Annotated in this window: 16 protein-coding genes; 9 read left to right on the top strand and 7 right to left on the bottom strand. The window is 52.6% G+C overall.

The features are described from left to right. Positions 1-14: 14 nt before the first annotated feature. Entirely contained in the window at positions 15-74 is a 60-nt protein-coding gene (gene ypfM, locus AABJ99_RS06950) for a protein YpfM (RefSeq protein WP_001386977.1), read from the bottom strand. A 380-nt stretch (positions 75-454) separates the two neighbouring features. On the opposite strand from ypfM, the gene yffB reads away from it, so the two are divergent. Genes yffB through ypfN form a run of 3 tightly spaced genes read left to right on the top strand, consistent with a single transcriptional unit; the run spans position 455 to position 2,170 of the window. Beyond that, positions 455-811: an ArsC family reductase gene (gene yffB / locus AABJ99_RS06945; protein WP_039020945.1), complete on the top strand. Its 357-nt coding sequence runs from the start codon at positions 455-457 to the stop codon at positions 809-811. 3 nt (positions 812-814) lie between these two features. Next, on the top strand, positions 815-1,942 hold the full coding sequence (gene dapE / locus AABJ99_RS06940; protein WP_001277784.1) for a succinyl-diaminopimelate desuccinylase: 1,128 nt from the start codon (positions 815-817) through the stop codon (positions 1,940-1,942). Positions 1,943-1,969: 27 nt separating this feature from the next. After that, positions 1,970-2,170 carry a YpfN family protein gene (gene ypfN, locus AABJ99_RS06935; protein WP_039020946.1) on the top strand — a complete coding sequence of 67 codons (201 nt, stop codon included), beginning with the start codon at positions 1,970-1,972 and terminating at the stop codon, positions 2,168-2,170. 94 nt (positions 2,171-2,264) lie between these two features. Here the strand turns inward: ypfN and ypfH are convergent, their stop codons facing one another. The 6 genes from ypfH to dapA all read right to left on the bottom strand — a co-directional run bounded on the left by ypfH (position 2,265) and on the right by dapA (position 8,956). Then, positions 2,265-2,966, bottom strand: a complete 702-nt coding sequence (gene ypfH, locus AABJ99_RS06930) for an esterase (RefSeq protein ID WP_000679813.1) — start codon at positions 2,964-2,966, stop codon at positions 2,265-2,267. 73 nt (positions 2,967-3,039) lie between these two features. Then, positions 3,040-5,055, bottom strand: a complete 2,016-nt coding sequence (tmcA, locus tag AABJ99_RS06925) for a tRNA cytosine(34) acetyltransferase TmcA (protein ID WP_039020947.1) — start codon at positions 5,053-5,055, stop codon at positions 3,040-3,042. A 14-nt stretch (positions 5,056-5,069) separates the two neighbouring features. Next, positions 5,070-5,933, bottom strand: a complete 864-nt coding sequence (ypfJ, locus tag AABJ99_RS06920; RefSeq protein ID WP_001267498.1) for a KPN_02809 family neutral zinc metallopeptidase — start codon at positions 5,931-5,933, stop codon at positions 5,070-5,072. Positions 5,934-6,100: 167 nt separating this feature from the next. Continuing rightward, complete coding sequence (gene purC / locus AABJ99_RS06915; protein ID WP_001295467.1) at positions 6,101-6,814, bottom strand: phosphoribosylaminoimidazolesuccinocarboxamide synthase; 714 nt, start codon at positions 6,812-6,814, stop codon at positions 6,101-6,103. Positions 6,815-7,026: 212 nt separating this feature from the next. Further along, the gene (gene bamC, locus AABJ99_RS06910; RefSeq protein ID WP_039020949.1) at positions 7,027-8,061 is read right to left on the bottom strand and encodes an outer membrane protein assembly factor BamC; all 1,035 of its coding nucleotides are present in this window, start codon (positions 8,059-8,061) and stop codon (positions 7,027-7,029) included. A gap of 16 nt (positions 8,062-8,077) precedes the next feature. Then, positions 8,078-8,956, bottom strand: coding sequence for a 4-hydroxy-tetrahydrodipicolinate synthase (gene dapA / locus AABJ99_RS06905; protein WP_001295469.1), 879 nt, complete (start codon positions 8,954-8,956; stop codon positions 8,078-8,080). 145 nt (positions 8,957-9,101) lie between these two features. Here dapA and gcvR point away from each other — a divergent pair, with 145 nt between their 5' ends. From gcvR to hyfD, 6 genes are all read left to right on the top strand, one after another. Beyond that, positions 9,102-9,674, top strand: a complete 573-nt coding sequence (gene gcvR, locus AABJ99_RS06900) for a glycine cleavage system transcriptional repressor (RefSeq protein WP_000176186.1) — start codon at positions 9,102-9,104, stop codon at positions 9,672-9,674. Then, positions 9,674-10,144 carry a thioredoxin-dependent thiol peroxidase gene (bcp, locus tag AABJ99_RS06895; RefSeq protein WP_001068682.1) on the top strand — a complete coding sequence of 157 codons (471 nt, stop codon included), beginning with the start codon at positions 9,674-9,676 and terminating at the stop codon, positions 10,142-10,144. The genes gcvR and bcp overlap by 1 nt, the downstream gene beginning before the upstream one ends. A gap of 252 nt (positions 10,145-10,396) precedes the next feature. Beyond that, the gene (gene hyfA / locus AABJ99_RS06890; protein WP_039020950.1) at positions 10,397-11,014 is read left to right on the top strand and encodes a hydrogenase 4 subunit HyfA; all 618 of its coding nucleotides are present in this window, start codon (positions 10,397-10,399) and stop codon (positions 11,012-11,014) included. After that, positions 11,014-13,032 (top strand): hydrogenase 4 subunit B, encoded by a 2,019-nt coding sequence (gene hyfB, locus AABJ99_RS06885; RefSeq protein WP_338387523.1) that lies wholly within the window; start codon positions 11,014-11,016, stop codon positions 13,030-13,032. The genes hyfA and hyfB overlap by 1 nt, the downstream gene beginning before the upstream one ends. A gap of 10 nt (positions 13,033-13,042) precedes the next feature. Continuing rightward, the gene (gene hyfC / locus AABJ99_RS06880) at positions 13,043-13,990 is read left to right on the top strand and encodes a hydrogenase 4 subunit HyfC (RefSeq protein WP_001353042.1); all 948 of its coding nucleotides are present in this window, start codon (positions 13,043-13,045) and stop codon (positions 13,988-13,990) included. A 16-nt stretch (positions 13,991-14,006) separates the two neighbouring features. Further along, complete coding sequence (gene hyfD / locus AABJ99_RS06875; protein WP_000429082.1) at positions 14,007-15,446, top strand: hydrogenase 4 subunit HyfD; 1,440 nt, start codon at positions 14,007-14,009, stop codon at positions 15,444-15,446. The last annotated feature ends 1 nt before the right edge of the window (position 15,447 follow it).

Here is a 15,447-nt window from a genome sequence, read left to right as displayed (position 1 = left end):
CTTTGTCTCAGGAATTACTTACGAAGCATAACTTCGATAAAGTCTTTCCAGTTCCCCAGTTCACGTTCAATCATAACAACCTCTCTTATAATTATGGGTATTCTACGGAAACAATATACCGTGGTGAAGCTAATTTACTCGATTGCTGCGATGACTACCTCCGGGGGACAAACCTTATGTAAATACTATGGTCCTGCGGTGATGATTTGTATGTGATACACAGCAACATTTCGAGATATTCATACGGCATCTAATACTTATTTAATTCTGGTTAAAATACAGACAGATAACAAGATGAATATTCTTAATGTTTACGTTAAAAATGTTTAATATTATTTAATAGTTGTTAATTTGAATACTTCGATAATGTTATATTTCTTGATAATCATTTGCAGGCAAAATGTTTTCACCCTTAAATGAGTATTTATTCTCATAAATCGAAAAAGGATTCATTATGGTTACACTTTACGGCATCAAAAATTGTGACACCATTAAAAAGGCTCGCCGTTGGCTGGAAGCCAATAACATCGCCTATCGTTTTCATGATTACCGCATTGATGGGCTGGACAGCGGATTATTGAACGGTTTTATCAACGAATTAGGCTGGCAAGCGTTACTCAACACCCGTGGTACAACCTGGCGTAAACTGGACGAAACCACCCGCAATAATATCACCGATGCGGCCTCTGCGGCGGCATTAATGACTGAAATGCCTGCAATTATCAAACGCCCATTGCTCTGTGCGCCCGGGAAGCCTATGCTGCTGGGTTTCAGTGATTCCAGTTATCAGCAATTTTTCCATGAGGTGTAGTCTATGTCGTGCCCGGTTATTGAGCTGACCCAGCAGCTTATTCGCCGCCCATCCTTAAGCCCTGATGATGCGGGATGTCAGGCAATCATGATCGAACGTCTGCAGGCGATCGGTTTTACCGTTGAACGCATGGACTTTGCCGATACGCAAAACTTTTGGGCGTGGCGTGGGCAGGGCGAAACGTTAGCCTTTGCCGGACATACCGACGTGGTACCGCCTGGCGACGCCGACCGTTGGATTAATCCGCCGTTTGAACCAACCATTCGTGACGGCATGTTGTTCGGGCGTGGTGCGGCAGATATGAAAGGCTCACTGGCGGCGATGGTGGTAGCAGCAGAACGTTTTGTCGCGCAACATCCCAACCATACAGGTCGACTGGCATTCCTGATCACTTCTGATGAAGAAGCCAGTGCCCACAACGGTACGGTAAAAGTCGTCGAAGCGTTAATGGCGCGTAATGAGCGTCTCGATTACTGCCTGGTCGGCGAACCATCGAGCATCGAAGTGGTTGGTGACGTGGTGAAAAATGGTCGTCGCGGATCGTTAACCTGCAACCTTACCATTCATGGCGTGCAGGGGCATGTAGCCTACCCGCATCTGGCTGACAATCCGGTACATCGCGCAGCACCTTTCCTTAATGAATTAGTGGCTATTGAGTGGGATCAGGGTAATGAATTCTTCCCGGCGACCAGTATGCAGATTGCCAATATTCAGGCGGGAACGGGCAGTAACAACGTTATTCCGGGTGAACTGTTTGTGCAGTTTAACTTCCGCTTTAGCACCGAACTGACGGATGAGATGATCAAAGCGCAGGTGCTTGCCCTGCTTGAAAAACATCAACTGCGTTATACGGTGGATTGGTGGCTTTCCGGGCAGCCATTTTTGACCGCGCGCGGTAAACTGGTGGATGCGGTCGTTAACGCGGTTGAGCACTATAATGAAATTAAACCGCAGCTACTGACCACAGGCGGAACGTCCGACGGGCGCTTTATTGCCCGCATGGGGGCGCAGGTGGTGGAACTCGGGCCGGTCAATGCCACTATTCATAAAATTAATGAATGTGTGAACGCTGCCGACCTGCAGCTACTTGCCCGTATGTATCAACGTATCATGGAACAGCTCGTCGCCTGATGAGTGGTTCTGCAAGAGGAAATAAGCATGGGCTGGCTGGCTAAATATTGGTGGATTCTGGTGATTGTCTTTTTGGTAGGCGTCCTGCTGAACGTGATTAAAGATCTCAAGCGCGTCGACCATAAGAAATTTCTCGCCAACAAGCCGGAGCTTCCCCCGCATCGTGATTTCAACGATAAGTGGGACGATGACGACGATTGGCCGAAAAAGGATCAACCGAAGAAGTAAGCTAAGTGGCCGGATAAGGCGTTAATGCCGCATCCGGCAATGGTGAACGATGCCTGATGCGACGCTCACGCGTCTTATCAGGCCTACCAGGCTATTATTGCATCATTTCAATTACATCATCATCGCCAGGTTTGCCACCACTTAGCGCTTCGTCGAAATAATGTTTCGGTATGGTATAACGCAAGTGATCCAGGGCAAATTGCATACTGCGATTGTCGATTGCATGGCCTAAATCCTCCACAATATCCAGCGTCACATCACCACCTGCACTGATTAACGCTTCCTGCGCCGCAACCGCATGCGCCAGATCGATAACCGGATCTTCACCGCCATGAATCAAGTGAATTGTCGTGGCTGTAGACGCGGTTTCCGGCAAGCTGGCATAACGTCCGTTAAAGGCAATGACGCGCGAAGCAAGACCCGGTTCGGCTTTAATGCTCTCCAGCGCCATAATCGCGCCTTGTGAGAAACCGATTAGCGCCGTGGCGTTTGCCCCTACTCCGCTCTGTTTCTGCCAGTAGCGCACCGTCTCAATAAACGTCGGCATGATGGCATCCACACGCGCCTGGCGATTATCTTCCGTAATACCCTGCACCGAAAACCACTGACGCCCCGCCGGATTACCGCTCGGCTCCGCGCCACCGACGCTCACCACCAGTGCATCAGGAAACAGCGGCGCAAACCAGCTGCCGATCTCACCCATCGCTACCGGGTTATCCCCGACACCATGGAAAAGCAGTAACAACTGTTGTGCAGGTTTATCCGGGCTTTGAACAACAAAATGGTCATGTTTCATGGCGAACTCCTTAACTGATGTCATTAATTTTACGCCGCTGACTCACAATGACCATGGGAGAAAATTGAAGGAGTCAGTGAAAAAATTGCCATTGCGTTATGCGATCGCGCAGACGCTCAGTGCGAACATTATCAAGTGCGAACAGCGCCCACGCGGCCTCTTCTCGCTGACGGGCCAGTAACATCTTGCGACCTGAAAGTTTAAGTGTGGTACATAACTGCGCGTCACTGGCGTTTTTCTGTAAACGACCACGCAGCGCCGGTAATGCCAGTTCACTGGTTTGTAGCAGACGCGTTAAGCAACCTAACGACGTTAATAGCGGACGATGAGCGAAAGCAAAACCGGCCAGTTCAAGCCAGTCGTCCTCAGAAAGGACGGCATCATTTCGTGGATCGACGGGGAGCGTTTCGCCATTCCACTGCGTGAGAGCATGCGCATCGCGACGTAAACGGTAATGCTCACGTTCAGCCAGCTGTTTACCCGCATCACTCATCGGTAACAGTGCCATCGCCGTATAGCAACCGCTGCTGGCTTCACGATGATTACCCATTCGCACCAGCACAAAACCGCAGCGTTGCCAGAAACGCCATAACTCCGCGGTGTAGCCAAAACTCACCGAAAGATAGTCGAGGTCATGCGTATAGTTTAAAGCACGGGCAATAAGCTGTTGCCCAATGCCTTCACGCTGACGAGCTGGATGAACTGCTATCCTGCTGACCCGCCGTCCGCGCAATGTCGCTGCCAGTGGATTGCTGCCGTGCGCCGCCAGCGACTGGGCTACCAGATTACCCCGCGGGCGACGAAAACCTGCCCATACCGCCAGGCTGAGTTCTTGAGATAATCCGCCCTCATCCACCAGCCACAGCGCCCCGGCGATCTCGTTTTCACAAGCCGCCTGGAAAAAATGTTGCCCAGGTGCATCCATCATGCGGCGTAAATCCAGCGGCGAGGTCCGGTAGTGCGCGCCAGACAATAGCTGATATACCTTTAACGGTGTATCCGGATCGCTTCGCCATAAGGTCTGTTCAAAAGCGGAAATGACGATATTGCCTTGTGGTGTATGGGTGAAGTTTTCATCGTCAAAAACCAGTGCCTCGCTGACCATTTTTTCCAGCGGGCATCCCTGCGCCCAGCGGATCGGCTGTTGCAATTCGAAACGGTGTAAATGCGGGAAACGCGCACAAAATTTCAGCAAAAAACCACGTCCGGTACCTTCGTAGCCCTGCACCGTAGTGGTTAACAACGTTCGAGGAAAACGCGACACCAGTTGATGCAACAACGGCGCAGGTATGGCTGCGGCTTCATCGACTACCAGCCAGTCGGCTTGCTCATTGCTGGCTAACAAGGCATCCGGCGCAATAAAGCGAAACTTTTCGCCCGCAAATTGTGCCAGTACATCCGTTGCCGCTTTTGCAGGCGCGGTGACAATCGCACTACCCGCAATACGAGAAATGAGTTGCCCTGCCAGCGCCGACTTACCGCGCCCACGCGCAGCAGTTACCGCCGCCACGCCCGTCGGCATGGTGAGTAGCTGCTGTAAGAGTTGCTGTTGTTCTGGTTGTGGTGCGCCGGTCGCGGGTTGCCAGTCAGTACGGGGAATAAAATGCGTCAACGTGAACGGCTGGTTTTGCCGCCAGAGGATAGCGTCGTGATCCGCCGTAAGTACGCGTTTGAGGTGCCGGACAAAATGCGGCGTGGCAATAGGGTCAGGGCAATCACTCCAGCGCAGCGAGTCGGCATCAGGTTGGTTTTCCCACTCTTCCCATACAGGGAGTAACAACACCAGCCAGCTTCCGGCTTTCAACGTTCCGCTAAGTGCCGCAAAGGCAGCGGCATCAAAGCCCTGGCGGGCGTCGAATACCGCATGCCGGAACTCGCGTCCAAGTAAAGTTTGTAGCGTCGAGGGAGTACAGTGGTTTTCAGCGACTGGCTGCGGCGAAACCCACAACCAGTCGCCAGGTAAAGCATCACTCAACTTAAGCGCATGCTCAAAACACCAATCCTCTTCCCCGCTCAACACCAGCAAGCGGCGGATCCCTTCACGTTTCATTTGCGCTGTTAATGGGTGAAGCGCAGTCAGTTCAGCCATCCCTGCCCCGAAAGTTAAATGCTTTTACCAAAAGTATTGCATTGTGCCGGATCGCCGCTGTCGAAACCACGTTTAAACCAGCTGTAGCGTTGCTGAGAAGTGCCATGAGTGAAACTGTCTGGTACGACTCGCCCCTGACTTTGCTGCTGTAAACGGTCATCGCCGATGGCCTGCGCCGCGTTCAGCGCTTCTTCCAGATCTCCGGTTTCCAGAACGCCTTGCTGCTGCATGCTATGCCCCCAGACACCGGCAAAACAGTCGGCCTGGAGTTCCATACGCACAGATAAGCGGTTCACTTCCGCCTGCGTCGCGTTTTGTTGCAGTTGACGGACTTTCGGCTCGATGCCTAACAGTTTCTGCACATGATGACCGACTTCATGGGCGATAACGTACCCCTGGGCAAAATCGCCATCCGCGCCAAGTTTGTCTTTCATGTCATCATAGAAGGAGAGATCGATATAAACCGTGCCATCCGCCGGGCAATAGAACGGTCCCATAATGGACTGGCCCGCCCCGCAGCCGGTGCGCGTCATTCCACGGTACATGACCAGCTTCGGTTGCTGATAGGTTTTACCCATCTTCTCGAATTGCTGTCCCCAGGTGTCTTCCGTGGTTGCCAGAATCACCGAGGTGAATTTTGCGGCTTCGTCTTCATTAGGGCTAATTGACCGCGTTGATTGTTGTTGGGAAACCGGCTGTCCGGTCATCAATCCGGTTAAATCAACGCCATAGTAGCCTGCAACCAGCACGACTATCAGTAAAATCAGCCCGCCTTTACCGCTTGGCAGACGGAAACCGGGACCGCCCATTGACGGACCACCGGAGCTATTGCGCCTGTCTTCAACATTGTCACTTTCACGTCGCCCTTGCCAACGCATAGATACCTCAACAATATATTCATTATAGAAATGATCGTAGGTGGTTCAGAGGAAGATTACCACAGGAAAGCGGGATGAAATGGCGGAGGAATGAGCGTTCAATGCACATCTTATGAGAGCGGTTGTCTTGCCGTGCCAGCAGCACGGCAAGATGATGAATAGAAAAATCAGTCCAGCTGTACACCCAGGCGGCGGGCAACGGCTTCATAGGCTTCGATCAGGCCACCGAGGCTCTGGCGGAAACGGTCTTTGTCCATTTTCTCCAGCGTTTCTTTGTCCCACAGGCGGCTGCCGTCCGGGGAGAACTCATCGCCCAGTACCACTTCACCTTTGTACAGACCAAACTCCAGCTTGAAGTCGACCAGAATGAGACCAGCATCATCGAACAGTTTTTTCAGCACGTCGTTCGCTTTGTAGGTTAGCTCTTTCATACGCGCCAGGTTCTCTTTACTTACCCAGCCAAAGGTTTCGCAGTAAGATTCGTTGACCATCGGATCGTGCATGGCGTCGTTTTTCAGGAACAGATCGAACAGCGGCGGGTTCAGCTCAATACCTTCTTCGATTCCAAGACGTTTCACCAGAGAGCCAGCAGCACGGTTACGCACGACACACTCAACCGGCACCATATCCAGCTTTTTCACCAGACATTCGGTATCGGAGAGCAGACGCTCCATTTGAGTCGGGATACCCGCTTCAGCCAGTTTGCTCATAATGAAGTAGTTGAACTTGTTGTTCACCATACCTTTGCGATCAAACTGCTCAATGCGCGCGCCATCCCCTGCTGACGTATCATTGCGGAATTCGAGCACCAACAGGTCCGGGTTTTCCGTGCTGTATACGGTTTTCGCTTTACCACGATACAACTCAGCTTGCTTTTGCATCTTTATCACTCCTGGGTGTGAATTAACGTTTTAAAATCTTTTGCTGTCTGATGTGCCGGATGTTTTGTCGAATGCGGCAAGAACGCCTTATCCGACCTACGTCCGACAAACAAATTTCGTGCGAATTACCGCTAAAATCGCGTTTTTCTGCCGACGCACACGTTTGCGTATCATATCAGAAAAAAGGGCCGGATGACTCCAGCCCTGTATTTTTACTTGCTAAACGCAGCCTGGAAGACAGCTACCAGTGCGTCGTTCTGACTCTGAGTCAGAGTATGACCTTTCGGATCGATGAACTGTAGGCTACTGCGGTTATCTAAATCGCCAACCTGCAGTTTATAGTCACCGGATGCCAGGCCTGGATCGCTCGCGCCCAGTTCCTGCCAGTCGCTGTCAGACAGCGGCTTGTAAGTTACGGCCATGTTGCCCTGCGAACGGGTGCTGTCGGTCACTTTCATGCCCACTTTTTCCAGCGCCGCTGGCAGACGTTGCCAAACCACATTGAACGGCCCGCGTACGACCAGCATCGGTAAACCGGTGTCATCAGCTGCACTTTGTACGTCCATAGTGGTGGAGGCACGATTTTGCGCAGCGTTCGCGGCGTCAGTGGCAGATTTATCCAGACCGGCGGAAATAACGTTCATCATCTCCGTGCTGTAACGCTGCATGGAAGCCGCGTCTGCAACCGGTTTGCCCGCCTGTTCCAGGTTCAGCAGTTTAACCGTAACCGCCTGCTGATAACCTTGCGGTTTAACAGAGATTTGATAACGACCACGATACTGCTCGTCTTCATCCAGACGGTTCCATTGTACCCAATCGGTGGTCAGCGTCTGACCCGCATCATCACGTTGGGTGATGGTGTAGTTTTTCGCCTGCAGCACGCTAACTACCTGCGGCCACAGAGTATTGCCACGACCATTTTCCACCAGCAATGAAGCGGTATCGCCCGTGAACTGGGTACGCGCGCCAGAAACCAGTGCCAGCGGCTGGGCTGGTGGACGAATGTCCAGCGCCTTACCGACAGCACCACTACCGTTGGTCACCGGGATTGCATAATCACCGGAGGTCACCGGCAAAATCATTCCAGCCGGGGCATGAAGCTCCGCAAGCGGTGTTGCTTCCAGGTAGGATTCATCACCACTGACCTGGCGCTTATAGCGTGAGTCAGAACTACAGGCTGCGAGTAATAAAACAAGCGAAACACCCGCAACCTTTGCCAGGCGCGACTTTTGAACAGAGTAAGCCATCAAATCTCCCTAAACTTTACAGCAAACCGGCATGCTTAAGCGCCGCTCTGACCGTCTCACGACCACTGTCGGTGATTGGAGTCATTGGCAGGCGCAGCGTATCGGTCGCCACAAGACCCAGTTCCTTACATGCCCATTTCACAGGGATTGGATTGGGTTCGACAAATAGTTTGTTGTGTAATGGCATCAGACGCTGATTAATAACGCGTGCCTCGGCAAAATGCCCTTCTGCTGCCAGTTTGCACATCTGGGCCATATCACGCGCTGCGACGTTAGCCGTAACGGAAATAACCCCATGACCGCCCAATTGCATGAAGTCCAGCGCGCTCGCATCATCGCCGCTCAGCAGAACAAAATCATCTGAAACCAGCTCTTTGATCTGGTTTACACGCGTTAAGTTCCCTGTTGCCTCTTTGATTCCGATAATATTTTTTACTTTCGCCAGACGGCCCACCGTTTCCGGGAGCAGATCGCAGCCAGTACGGGACGGCACATTATACAGAATTTGCGGCAGGTCAGTATGCTCAGCGATGGCTTTGAAATGCTGATACAAACCTTCTTGCGACGGACGATTGTAGTAAGGGGTTACCGTCAGGCAGCCGACGATACCACTGTCATTGAAGCGCTGCGTCAGGCTAATGGCTTCCGCAGTAGCGTTAGCGCCGGTCCCTGCAATTACCGGAATGCGCCCGTCAGCCAGCTCCAGCGTCATCATCACCACATCAGCATGTTCGTCATGATTTAAGGTAGCGGACTCGCCAGTGGTGCCAACAGAAACGATCGCCGAAGTACCGCTGGCGACATGATAATCAATCAGTTTTTTCAAGCTAGCCCGACAGACATTACCTTTTTCATCCATCGGAGTAACAATCGCGACAATACTTCCCGTGAACATGGGCCATCCTCTGTGCAAACAAGTGTCTCAATGGTACGTTTGGTATGGCATTAAAAGCAAGCAGACAGAACCGTTCTGATTGTTGTATGCATGTTTTTTTTATGCTTTCCTTAAGAACAACTCACCCCTTAAAGGAATAACCAGTTTGACACTGTCATCGCAACATTATCTGGTGATCACTGCGTTGGGTGCCGATCGCCCTGGAATTGTGAACACCATCACCCGTCATGTCAGTAGTTGCGGCTGTAATATCGAAGACAGTCGCCTGGCAATGCTGGGAGAAGAGTTCACGTTTATCATGCTGCTTTCCGGTTCATGGAATGCCATCACTCTGATTGAATCAACGTTACCGTTGAAAGGTGCCGAACTGGATCTTTTAATCGTGATGAAGCGCACGACGGCTCGTCCACGTCCGCCAATGCCGGCATCGGTCTGGGTTCAGGTCGATGTGGCAGACTCACCGCATTTAATTGAACGCTTCACGGCACTTTTCGACGCGCACCACATGAACATTGCGGAGCTGGTGTCGCGCACGCAACCTGCTGAAAATGAACGGGCTGCGCAGTTGCATATTCAGATTACTGCCCACAGTCCCGCCTCTGCGGATGCAGCAAATATTGAGCAAGCGTTCAAAGCCCTATGTACAGAACTCAATGCACAAGGCAGTATAAACGTCGTCAATTATTCCCCACATGATGAACAGGATGGAGTTAAGTAATGAATCCACTGAAAGCCGGTGATATCGCACCGAAATTTAGCTTGCCGGATCAAGACGGAGAACAAGTTAATTTGACCGACTTCCAGGGACAGCGTGTTCTGGTTTATTTTTACCCAAAAGCCATGACCCCCGGCTGTACCGTACAGGCCTGCGGCTTACGCGATAACATGGATGAGTTGAAAAAAGCGGGCGTTGATGTGCTGGGTATCAGCACCGATAAACCCGAAAAACTCTCCCGTTTTGCGGAAAAAGAGCTGCTTAACTTTACGCTCCTGTCTGATGAGGACCACCAGGTGTGCGAACAATTCGGCGTCTGGGGTGAAAAGTCCTTCATGGGCAAAACCTACGATGGTATTCATCGCATCAGCTTCCTGATTGACGCTGATGGCAAAATCGAACATGTCTTTGACGATTTCAAAACCAGCAATCACCACGACGTTGTGCTGAACTGGCTGAAAGAACACGCCTGATTACTTTGCTCCATTCAGTGCTGGCTGCGCTTGCGGCCAGCACACCTCACTTCTCGTGATCAAGATCACATTCTCGCTTTCCCCTGCGACACGGGTGTCGAATCCATTTATTGCTGAACGTTAATGACCATCATTTTTGTACCGTTCAGAATCCAGTTAACACATAACTTATTGAATATATTAAATTAATCAGACTGGCATCCTTTATGCAATATGAAATGCAATGTTTCATATCATTTTCAAGGAGCCGACATGAACCGCTTTGTGGTGGCCGAACCACTGTGGTGTACAGGATGTAATACCTGTCTCGCTGCCTGTTCGGACGTGCATAAAACGCAAGGTTTACAGCAACACCCGCGCCTGGCCCTGGCGAAGACGTCAACACTCACTGCCCCTGTCGTGTGTCATCACTGTGAGGAAGCCCCTTGCCTGCAGGTCTGCCCGGTCAATGCCATCTCCCTGAGAGATGATGCGATCCAACTCAACGAAAGCCTCTGTATTGGCTGCAAGCTTTGCGCCGTGGTCTGCCCATTTGGCGCAATCAGCGCTTCAGAAAGCCGTCCGGTGAATGCCCCTGCGCAATATGTTTTTCAGGCTGACGGCTCACTCAAAGACGGCGAAGAAAACGCGCCGACCCAACATGCTTTGCTGCGCTGGGAACCGGGTGTCCAGGCCGTCGCGGTGAAATGCGACCTGTGTGATTTCTTGCCAGAAGGTCCGGCCTGCGTTCGCGCTTGCCCGAATCATGCGTTACGGCTGATCACCGACGATAGCCTGCAACGTCAGATGAAAGAAAAACAGCGCCTTGCCGCAAGCTGGTTTGCCAATGGCGGGGAGGATCCCCTTTCCCTCACTCAGGAGCAACGCTAATGGATGCCCTGCAATTATTAACCTGGTCGCTGATCCTCTATCTGTTTGCCAGTCTGGCTTCGCTGTTTTTACTCGGTCTGGACAGACTGGCTATTAAGCTTTCCGGCATCATATCGCTGGTGGGCGGCGCGATTGGCATCATCAGCGGAATTACGCAATTACATGCAGGCGTAACTTTAGTCGCCCGTTTTGCCACGCCTTTTGACTTTGCCGATTTAACCCTGCGAATGGATAGCCTCTCGGCATTTATGGTGCTGGTTATCTCCTTGCTGGTGGTGGTTTGTTCGCTCTATTCATTGACTTATATGCGCGAATACGAGGGCAAAGGCGCGGCGGCGATGGGCTTCTTTATGAATCTTTTCATCGCATCGATGGTTGCCCTGCTGGTGATGGACAACGCTTTTTGGTTCATCGTGCTGTTTGAAATGATGTCGCTGTCTTCCTGGTTTCTGGTCATTGCCAGGCAGGATAAAACGTCAATCAACGCTGGCATGCTCTACTTTTTTATCGCCCACGCCGGATCGGTGCTGATTATGATTGCCTTCTTGCTGATGTGGCGCGAAAGCGGCAACCTCGATTTTGCCAGTTTCCGCACGCTTTCACTTTCTCCGGGGCTGGCGTCGGCGGTGTTCCTGCTGGCCTTCTTCGGTTTTGGCGCGAAAGCCGGGATGATGCCGTTGCACAGCTGGTTGCCGCGCGCTCACCCTGCCGCACCATCGCACGCTTCGGCGTTGATGTCTGGCGTAATGGTCAAAATCGGTATTTTCGGCATCCTGAAAGTGGCGATGGATCTGCTGGCGCAAACGGGTTTGCCGCTGTGGTGGGGCATTCTGGTGATGGCGATCGGCGCAATCTCCGCGCTCCTGGGCGTGCTGTATGCGCTGGCGGAACAGGATATCAAACGGCTGCTGGCCTGGAGTACCGTCGAAAACGTCGGCATTATTTTGCTGGCGGTCGGTGTGTCCATGGTCGGTCTGTCACTGCACGACCCGCTGCTCACCGTGGTTGGACTGCTCGGCGCACTGTTTCATCTGCTCAACCATGCGCTGTTCAAAGGGCTGCTATTTCTCGGCGCGGGTGCGATTATTTCGCGTTTGCATACCCACGACATGGAAAAAATGGGGGCACTGGCAAAACGGATGCCGTGGACAGCCGCAGCATGCCTGATTGGTTGCCTCGCGATATCAGCCATTCCTCCGCTGAATGGTTTTATCAGCGAATGGTACACCTGGCAGTCACTGTTCTCACTAAGTCGTGTGGAAGCCGTAGCGCTACAACTTGCGGGTCCTATTGCTATGGTGATGCTGGCAGTCACTGGTGGGCTGGCAGTAATGTGCTTCGTCAAAATGTACGGCATTACTTTCTGTGGTGCGCCGCGCAGTACACACGCTGAAGAGGCACAGGACGTGCCAAATACGATGATCGTCGCCATGTTACTGCTCGCGGCTTTCTGCGTATTAATTGCGCTTAGTGCCAGTTGGCTGGCACCGAAAATAATGCACATTGCCCATGCGTTTACCAATACCCCTGCCGTCACTGTCGCCAGCGGAATGGCACTTGTCCCCGGCACGTTTCATACACAGGTCACTCCCTCATTACTGTTGCTGTTACTACTGGCGATGCCTTTGCTGCCTGGCCTTTACTGGCTGTGGTGTCGTTCGCGCCGCGCAGCGTTTCGTCGCACAGGAGATGCCTGGGCATGCGGCTACGGCTGGGAAAATGCGATGGCCCCGTCAGGCAATGGCGTGATGCAGCCGCTGCGTGTGGTCTTTTCTGCGCTATTTCGTCTACGACAACAGCTCGACCCTACGCTGAGGCTGAACAAAGGTCTCGCGCACATCACCGCCAGGGCTCAGAGCACAGAACCCTTTTGGGATGAGCGGGTGATCCGCCCCATCGTGAGCGCCACCCAACGGCTGGCCAAAGAAATACAGCATCTGCAAAGCGGCGACTTTCGTCTCTATTGCCTGTATGTGGTCGCCGCACTGGTTGTGCTGCTAATCGCTATTGCCGTCTAAGGAAATCACCATGAGACAAACTCTTTGCGACGGATATCTGATCATTTTTGCGTTAGCACAGGCCGTGATTCTGCTGGCGCTAACCCCGCTTTTTACGGGGATTTCCCGGCAGATACGCGCGCGTATGCACTCCCGTCGCGGACCGGGGATCTGGCAGGATTATCGCGATATCCACAAACTGTTTAAACGCCAGGAAGTTGCGCCGACATCTTCAGGTCTGATGTTCCGCCTGATGCCGTGGGTATTAATCAGCAGCATGCTGGTGCTGGCGATGGCCCTACCACTATTTATTACTGTTTCCCCTTTTGCGGGCGGCGGCGATCTGATCACCCTTATCTATCTTCTTGCCCTGTTTCGTTTTTTCTTTGCTCTTTCCGGCCTGGATACCGGAAGCCCGTTTGCGGGAGTCGGTGCCAGTCGCGAGTTGACGCTCGGCATTCTGGTCGAACCAATGCTCATTCTCTCACTGCTGGTATTGGCGCTGATAGCGGATTCCACGCATATCGAGATGATCAGCAAGACGCTGGCGACGGGCTGGAACTCGCCGCTAACCACCGTACTGGCGTTACTGGCCTGTGGTTTTGCCTGCTTCATTGAGATGGGAAAAATTCCCTTTGATGTTGCTGAAGCAGAACAGGAATTACAGGAAGGCCCGCTGACCGAATATTCCGGTGCCGGGCTGGCGCTGGCGAAGTTGGGGCTGGGGCTGAAACAGGTAGTGATGGCATCACTGTTTGTGGCCCTGTTTCTGCCCTTTGGGCGCGCGCAAGAGCTTTCTCTCACCTGCCTGCTGACTTCACTTGTCGTTACGCTGCTCAAGGTTTTGCTGATTTTTGTTCTGGCCTCTATCGCAGAAAACACGCTGGCACGCGGGCGTTTTTTACTCATTCACCATGTGACCTGGCTTGGCTTCAGCCTTGCTGCGCTTGCCTGGGTCTTCTGGTTAACCGGTCTGTAAGGAGCACTGACGGAATATGGAAAATCTTGCTCTGACGACGTTATTGCTGCCTTTTATCGGCGCACTGGTCGTTTCGTTTTCGCCACAACGTCGGGCCGCCGAATGGGGGATTTTGTTCGCCGCGCTGACCACGCTGTGCATGTTGTCGCTGATCTCCGCGTTTTATCAGGCCGATAAAGTTGCCGTCACGTTGACGTTGGTCAACGTGGGGGATGTGGCGTTGTTTGGCCTGGTCATTGATCGCGTGAGTACGCTGATTCTGTTTGTGGTGGTGTTCCTCGGTTTGCTGGTCACGATCTACTCCACGGGTTATCTGACGGATAAAAATCGCGAACACCCGCATAACGGCACGAATCGTTATTACGCATTTTTGCTGGTTTTTATCGGCGCGATGGCGGGACTGGTACTCTCCTCGACGCTGCTCGGTCAGTTGTTGTTTTTTGAAATTACGGGCGGCTGCTCCTGGGCGTTGATCAGTTATTACCAGAGCGATAAAGCGCAACGTTCAGCACTAAAAGCGTTACTTATCACTCATATCGGTTCGCTGGGGTTGTATCTTGCCGCCGCCACGCTGTTTTTGCAGACCGGAACGTTTGCGCTTAGCGCGATGAGCGAGTTACACGGCGACGCACGTTATCTGGTTTATGGCGGCATCCTGTTTGCCGCGTGGGGAAAATCGGCCCAGCTACCGATGCAAGCGTGGCTACCGGATGCAATGGAAGCGCCAACACCGATCAGCGCCTATCTCCACGCCGCATCGATGGTGAAAGTGGGCGTTTACATTTTTGCCCGCGCCATTATCGACGGCGGCAATATCCCGCATGTGATTGGCGGCGTTGGCATGGTCATGGCACTGGTCACCATTCTTTACGGCTTCCTGATGTATTTGCCGCAGCAGGATATGAAGCGGTTGCTGGCCTGGTCGACCATCACTCAACTTGGCTGGATGTTCTTCGGCTTGTCGCTCTCCATCTTCGGCTCGCGGCTGGCACTGGAGGGCAGCATCGCCTACATCGTCAACCACGCGTTCGCTAAAAGCCTGTTTTTCCTTGTAGCAGGTGCGCTGAGTTACAGCTGCGGCACGCGCTTGTTGCCGCGTCTGCGTGGCGTATTGCACACCCTGCCGTTGCCAGGCGTGGGTTTCTGCGTGGCCGCGCTGGCGATTACTGGCGTGCCGCCGTTCAACGGCTTCTTCAGTAAATTCCCACTGTTTGCTGCCGGTTTTTCGTTGTCAGTGGAGTACTGGATCCTGCTGCCCGCCATGATTCTGCTGATGATTGAATCGGTCGCCAGTTTCGCCTGGTTTATTCGCTGGTTTGGTCGCGTCGTGCCTGGCAAACCGAGCGAAGCCGTCGCCGATGCCGCACCGCTGCCAGGATCAATGCGCCTGGTGTTGATTGTACTGATTGTGATGTCGCTGATTTCCAGCGTATTCGCCGCGACCTGGTTGCAGTAAG

It is taken from the genome of Escherichia coli (assembly GCF_036503815.1).
GTDB classification, from domain to species: Bacteria; Pseudomonadota; Gammaproteobacteria; order Enterobacterales; family Enterobacteriaceae; genus Escherichia; species Escherichia coli_F.
Note: the sequence above shows the minus strand (reverse complement) of the source record. Positions and strands in the feature narration are given on the sequence as shown.

Coding starts and splice junctions, on each gene's coding strand:
- yffB (WP_039020945.1), top strand. CDS start 455: ATGGTTACACTTTACGGCATCAAAAATTGTGACACCATTAAAAAGGCT.
- dapE (WP_001277784.1), top strand. CDS start 815: ATGTCGTGCCCGGTTATTGAGCTGACCCAGCAGCTTATTCGCCGCCCA.
- ypfN (WP_039020946.1), top strand. CDS start 1,970: ATGGGCTGGCTGGCTAAATATTGGTGGATTCTGGTGATTGTCTTTTTG.
- ypfH (WP_000679813.1), bottom strand. CDS start 2,966: ATGAAACATGACCATTTTGTTGTTCAAAGCCCGGATAAACCTGCACAA.
- tmcA (WP_039020947.1), bottom strand. CDS start 5,055: ATGGCTGAACTGACTGCGCTTCACCCATTAACAGCGCAAATGAAACGT.
- ypfJ (WP_001267498.1), bottom strand. CDS start 5,933: ATGCGTTGGCAAGGGCGACGTGAAAGTGACAATGTTGAAGACAGGCGC.
- purC (WP_001295467.1), bottom strand. CDS start 6,814: ATGCAAAAGCAAGCTGAGTTGTATCGTGGTAAAGCGAAAACCGTATAC.
- bamC (WP_039020949.1), bottom strand. CDS start 8,061: ATGGCTTACTCTGTTCAAAAGTCGCGCCTGGCAAAGGTTGCGGGTGTT.
- dapA (WP_001295469.1), bottom strand. CDS start 8,956: ATGTTCACGGGAAGTATTGTCGCGATTGTTACTCCGATGGATGAAAAA.
- bcp (WP_001068682.1), top strand. CDS start 9,674: ATGAATCCACTGAAAGCCGGTGATATCGCACCGAAATTTAGCTTGCCG.
- hyfA (WP_039020950.1), top strand. CDS start 10,397: ATGAACCGCTTTGTGGTGGCCGAACCACTGTGGTGTACAGGATGTAAT.
- hyfB (WP_338387523.1), top strand. CDS start 11,014: ATGGATGCCCTGCAATTATTAACCTGGTCGCTGATCCTCTATCTGTTT.
- hyfC (WP_001353042.1), top strand. CDS start 13,043: ATGAGACAAACTCTTTGCGACGGATATCTGATCATTTTTGCGTTAGCA.
- hyfD (WP_000429082.1), top strand. CDS start 14,007: ATGGAAAATCTTGCTCTGACGACGTTATTGCTGCCTTTTATCGGCGCA.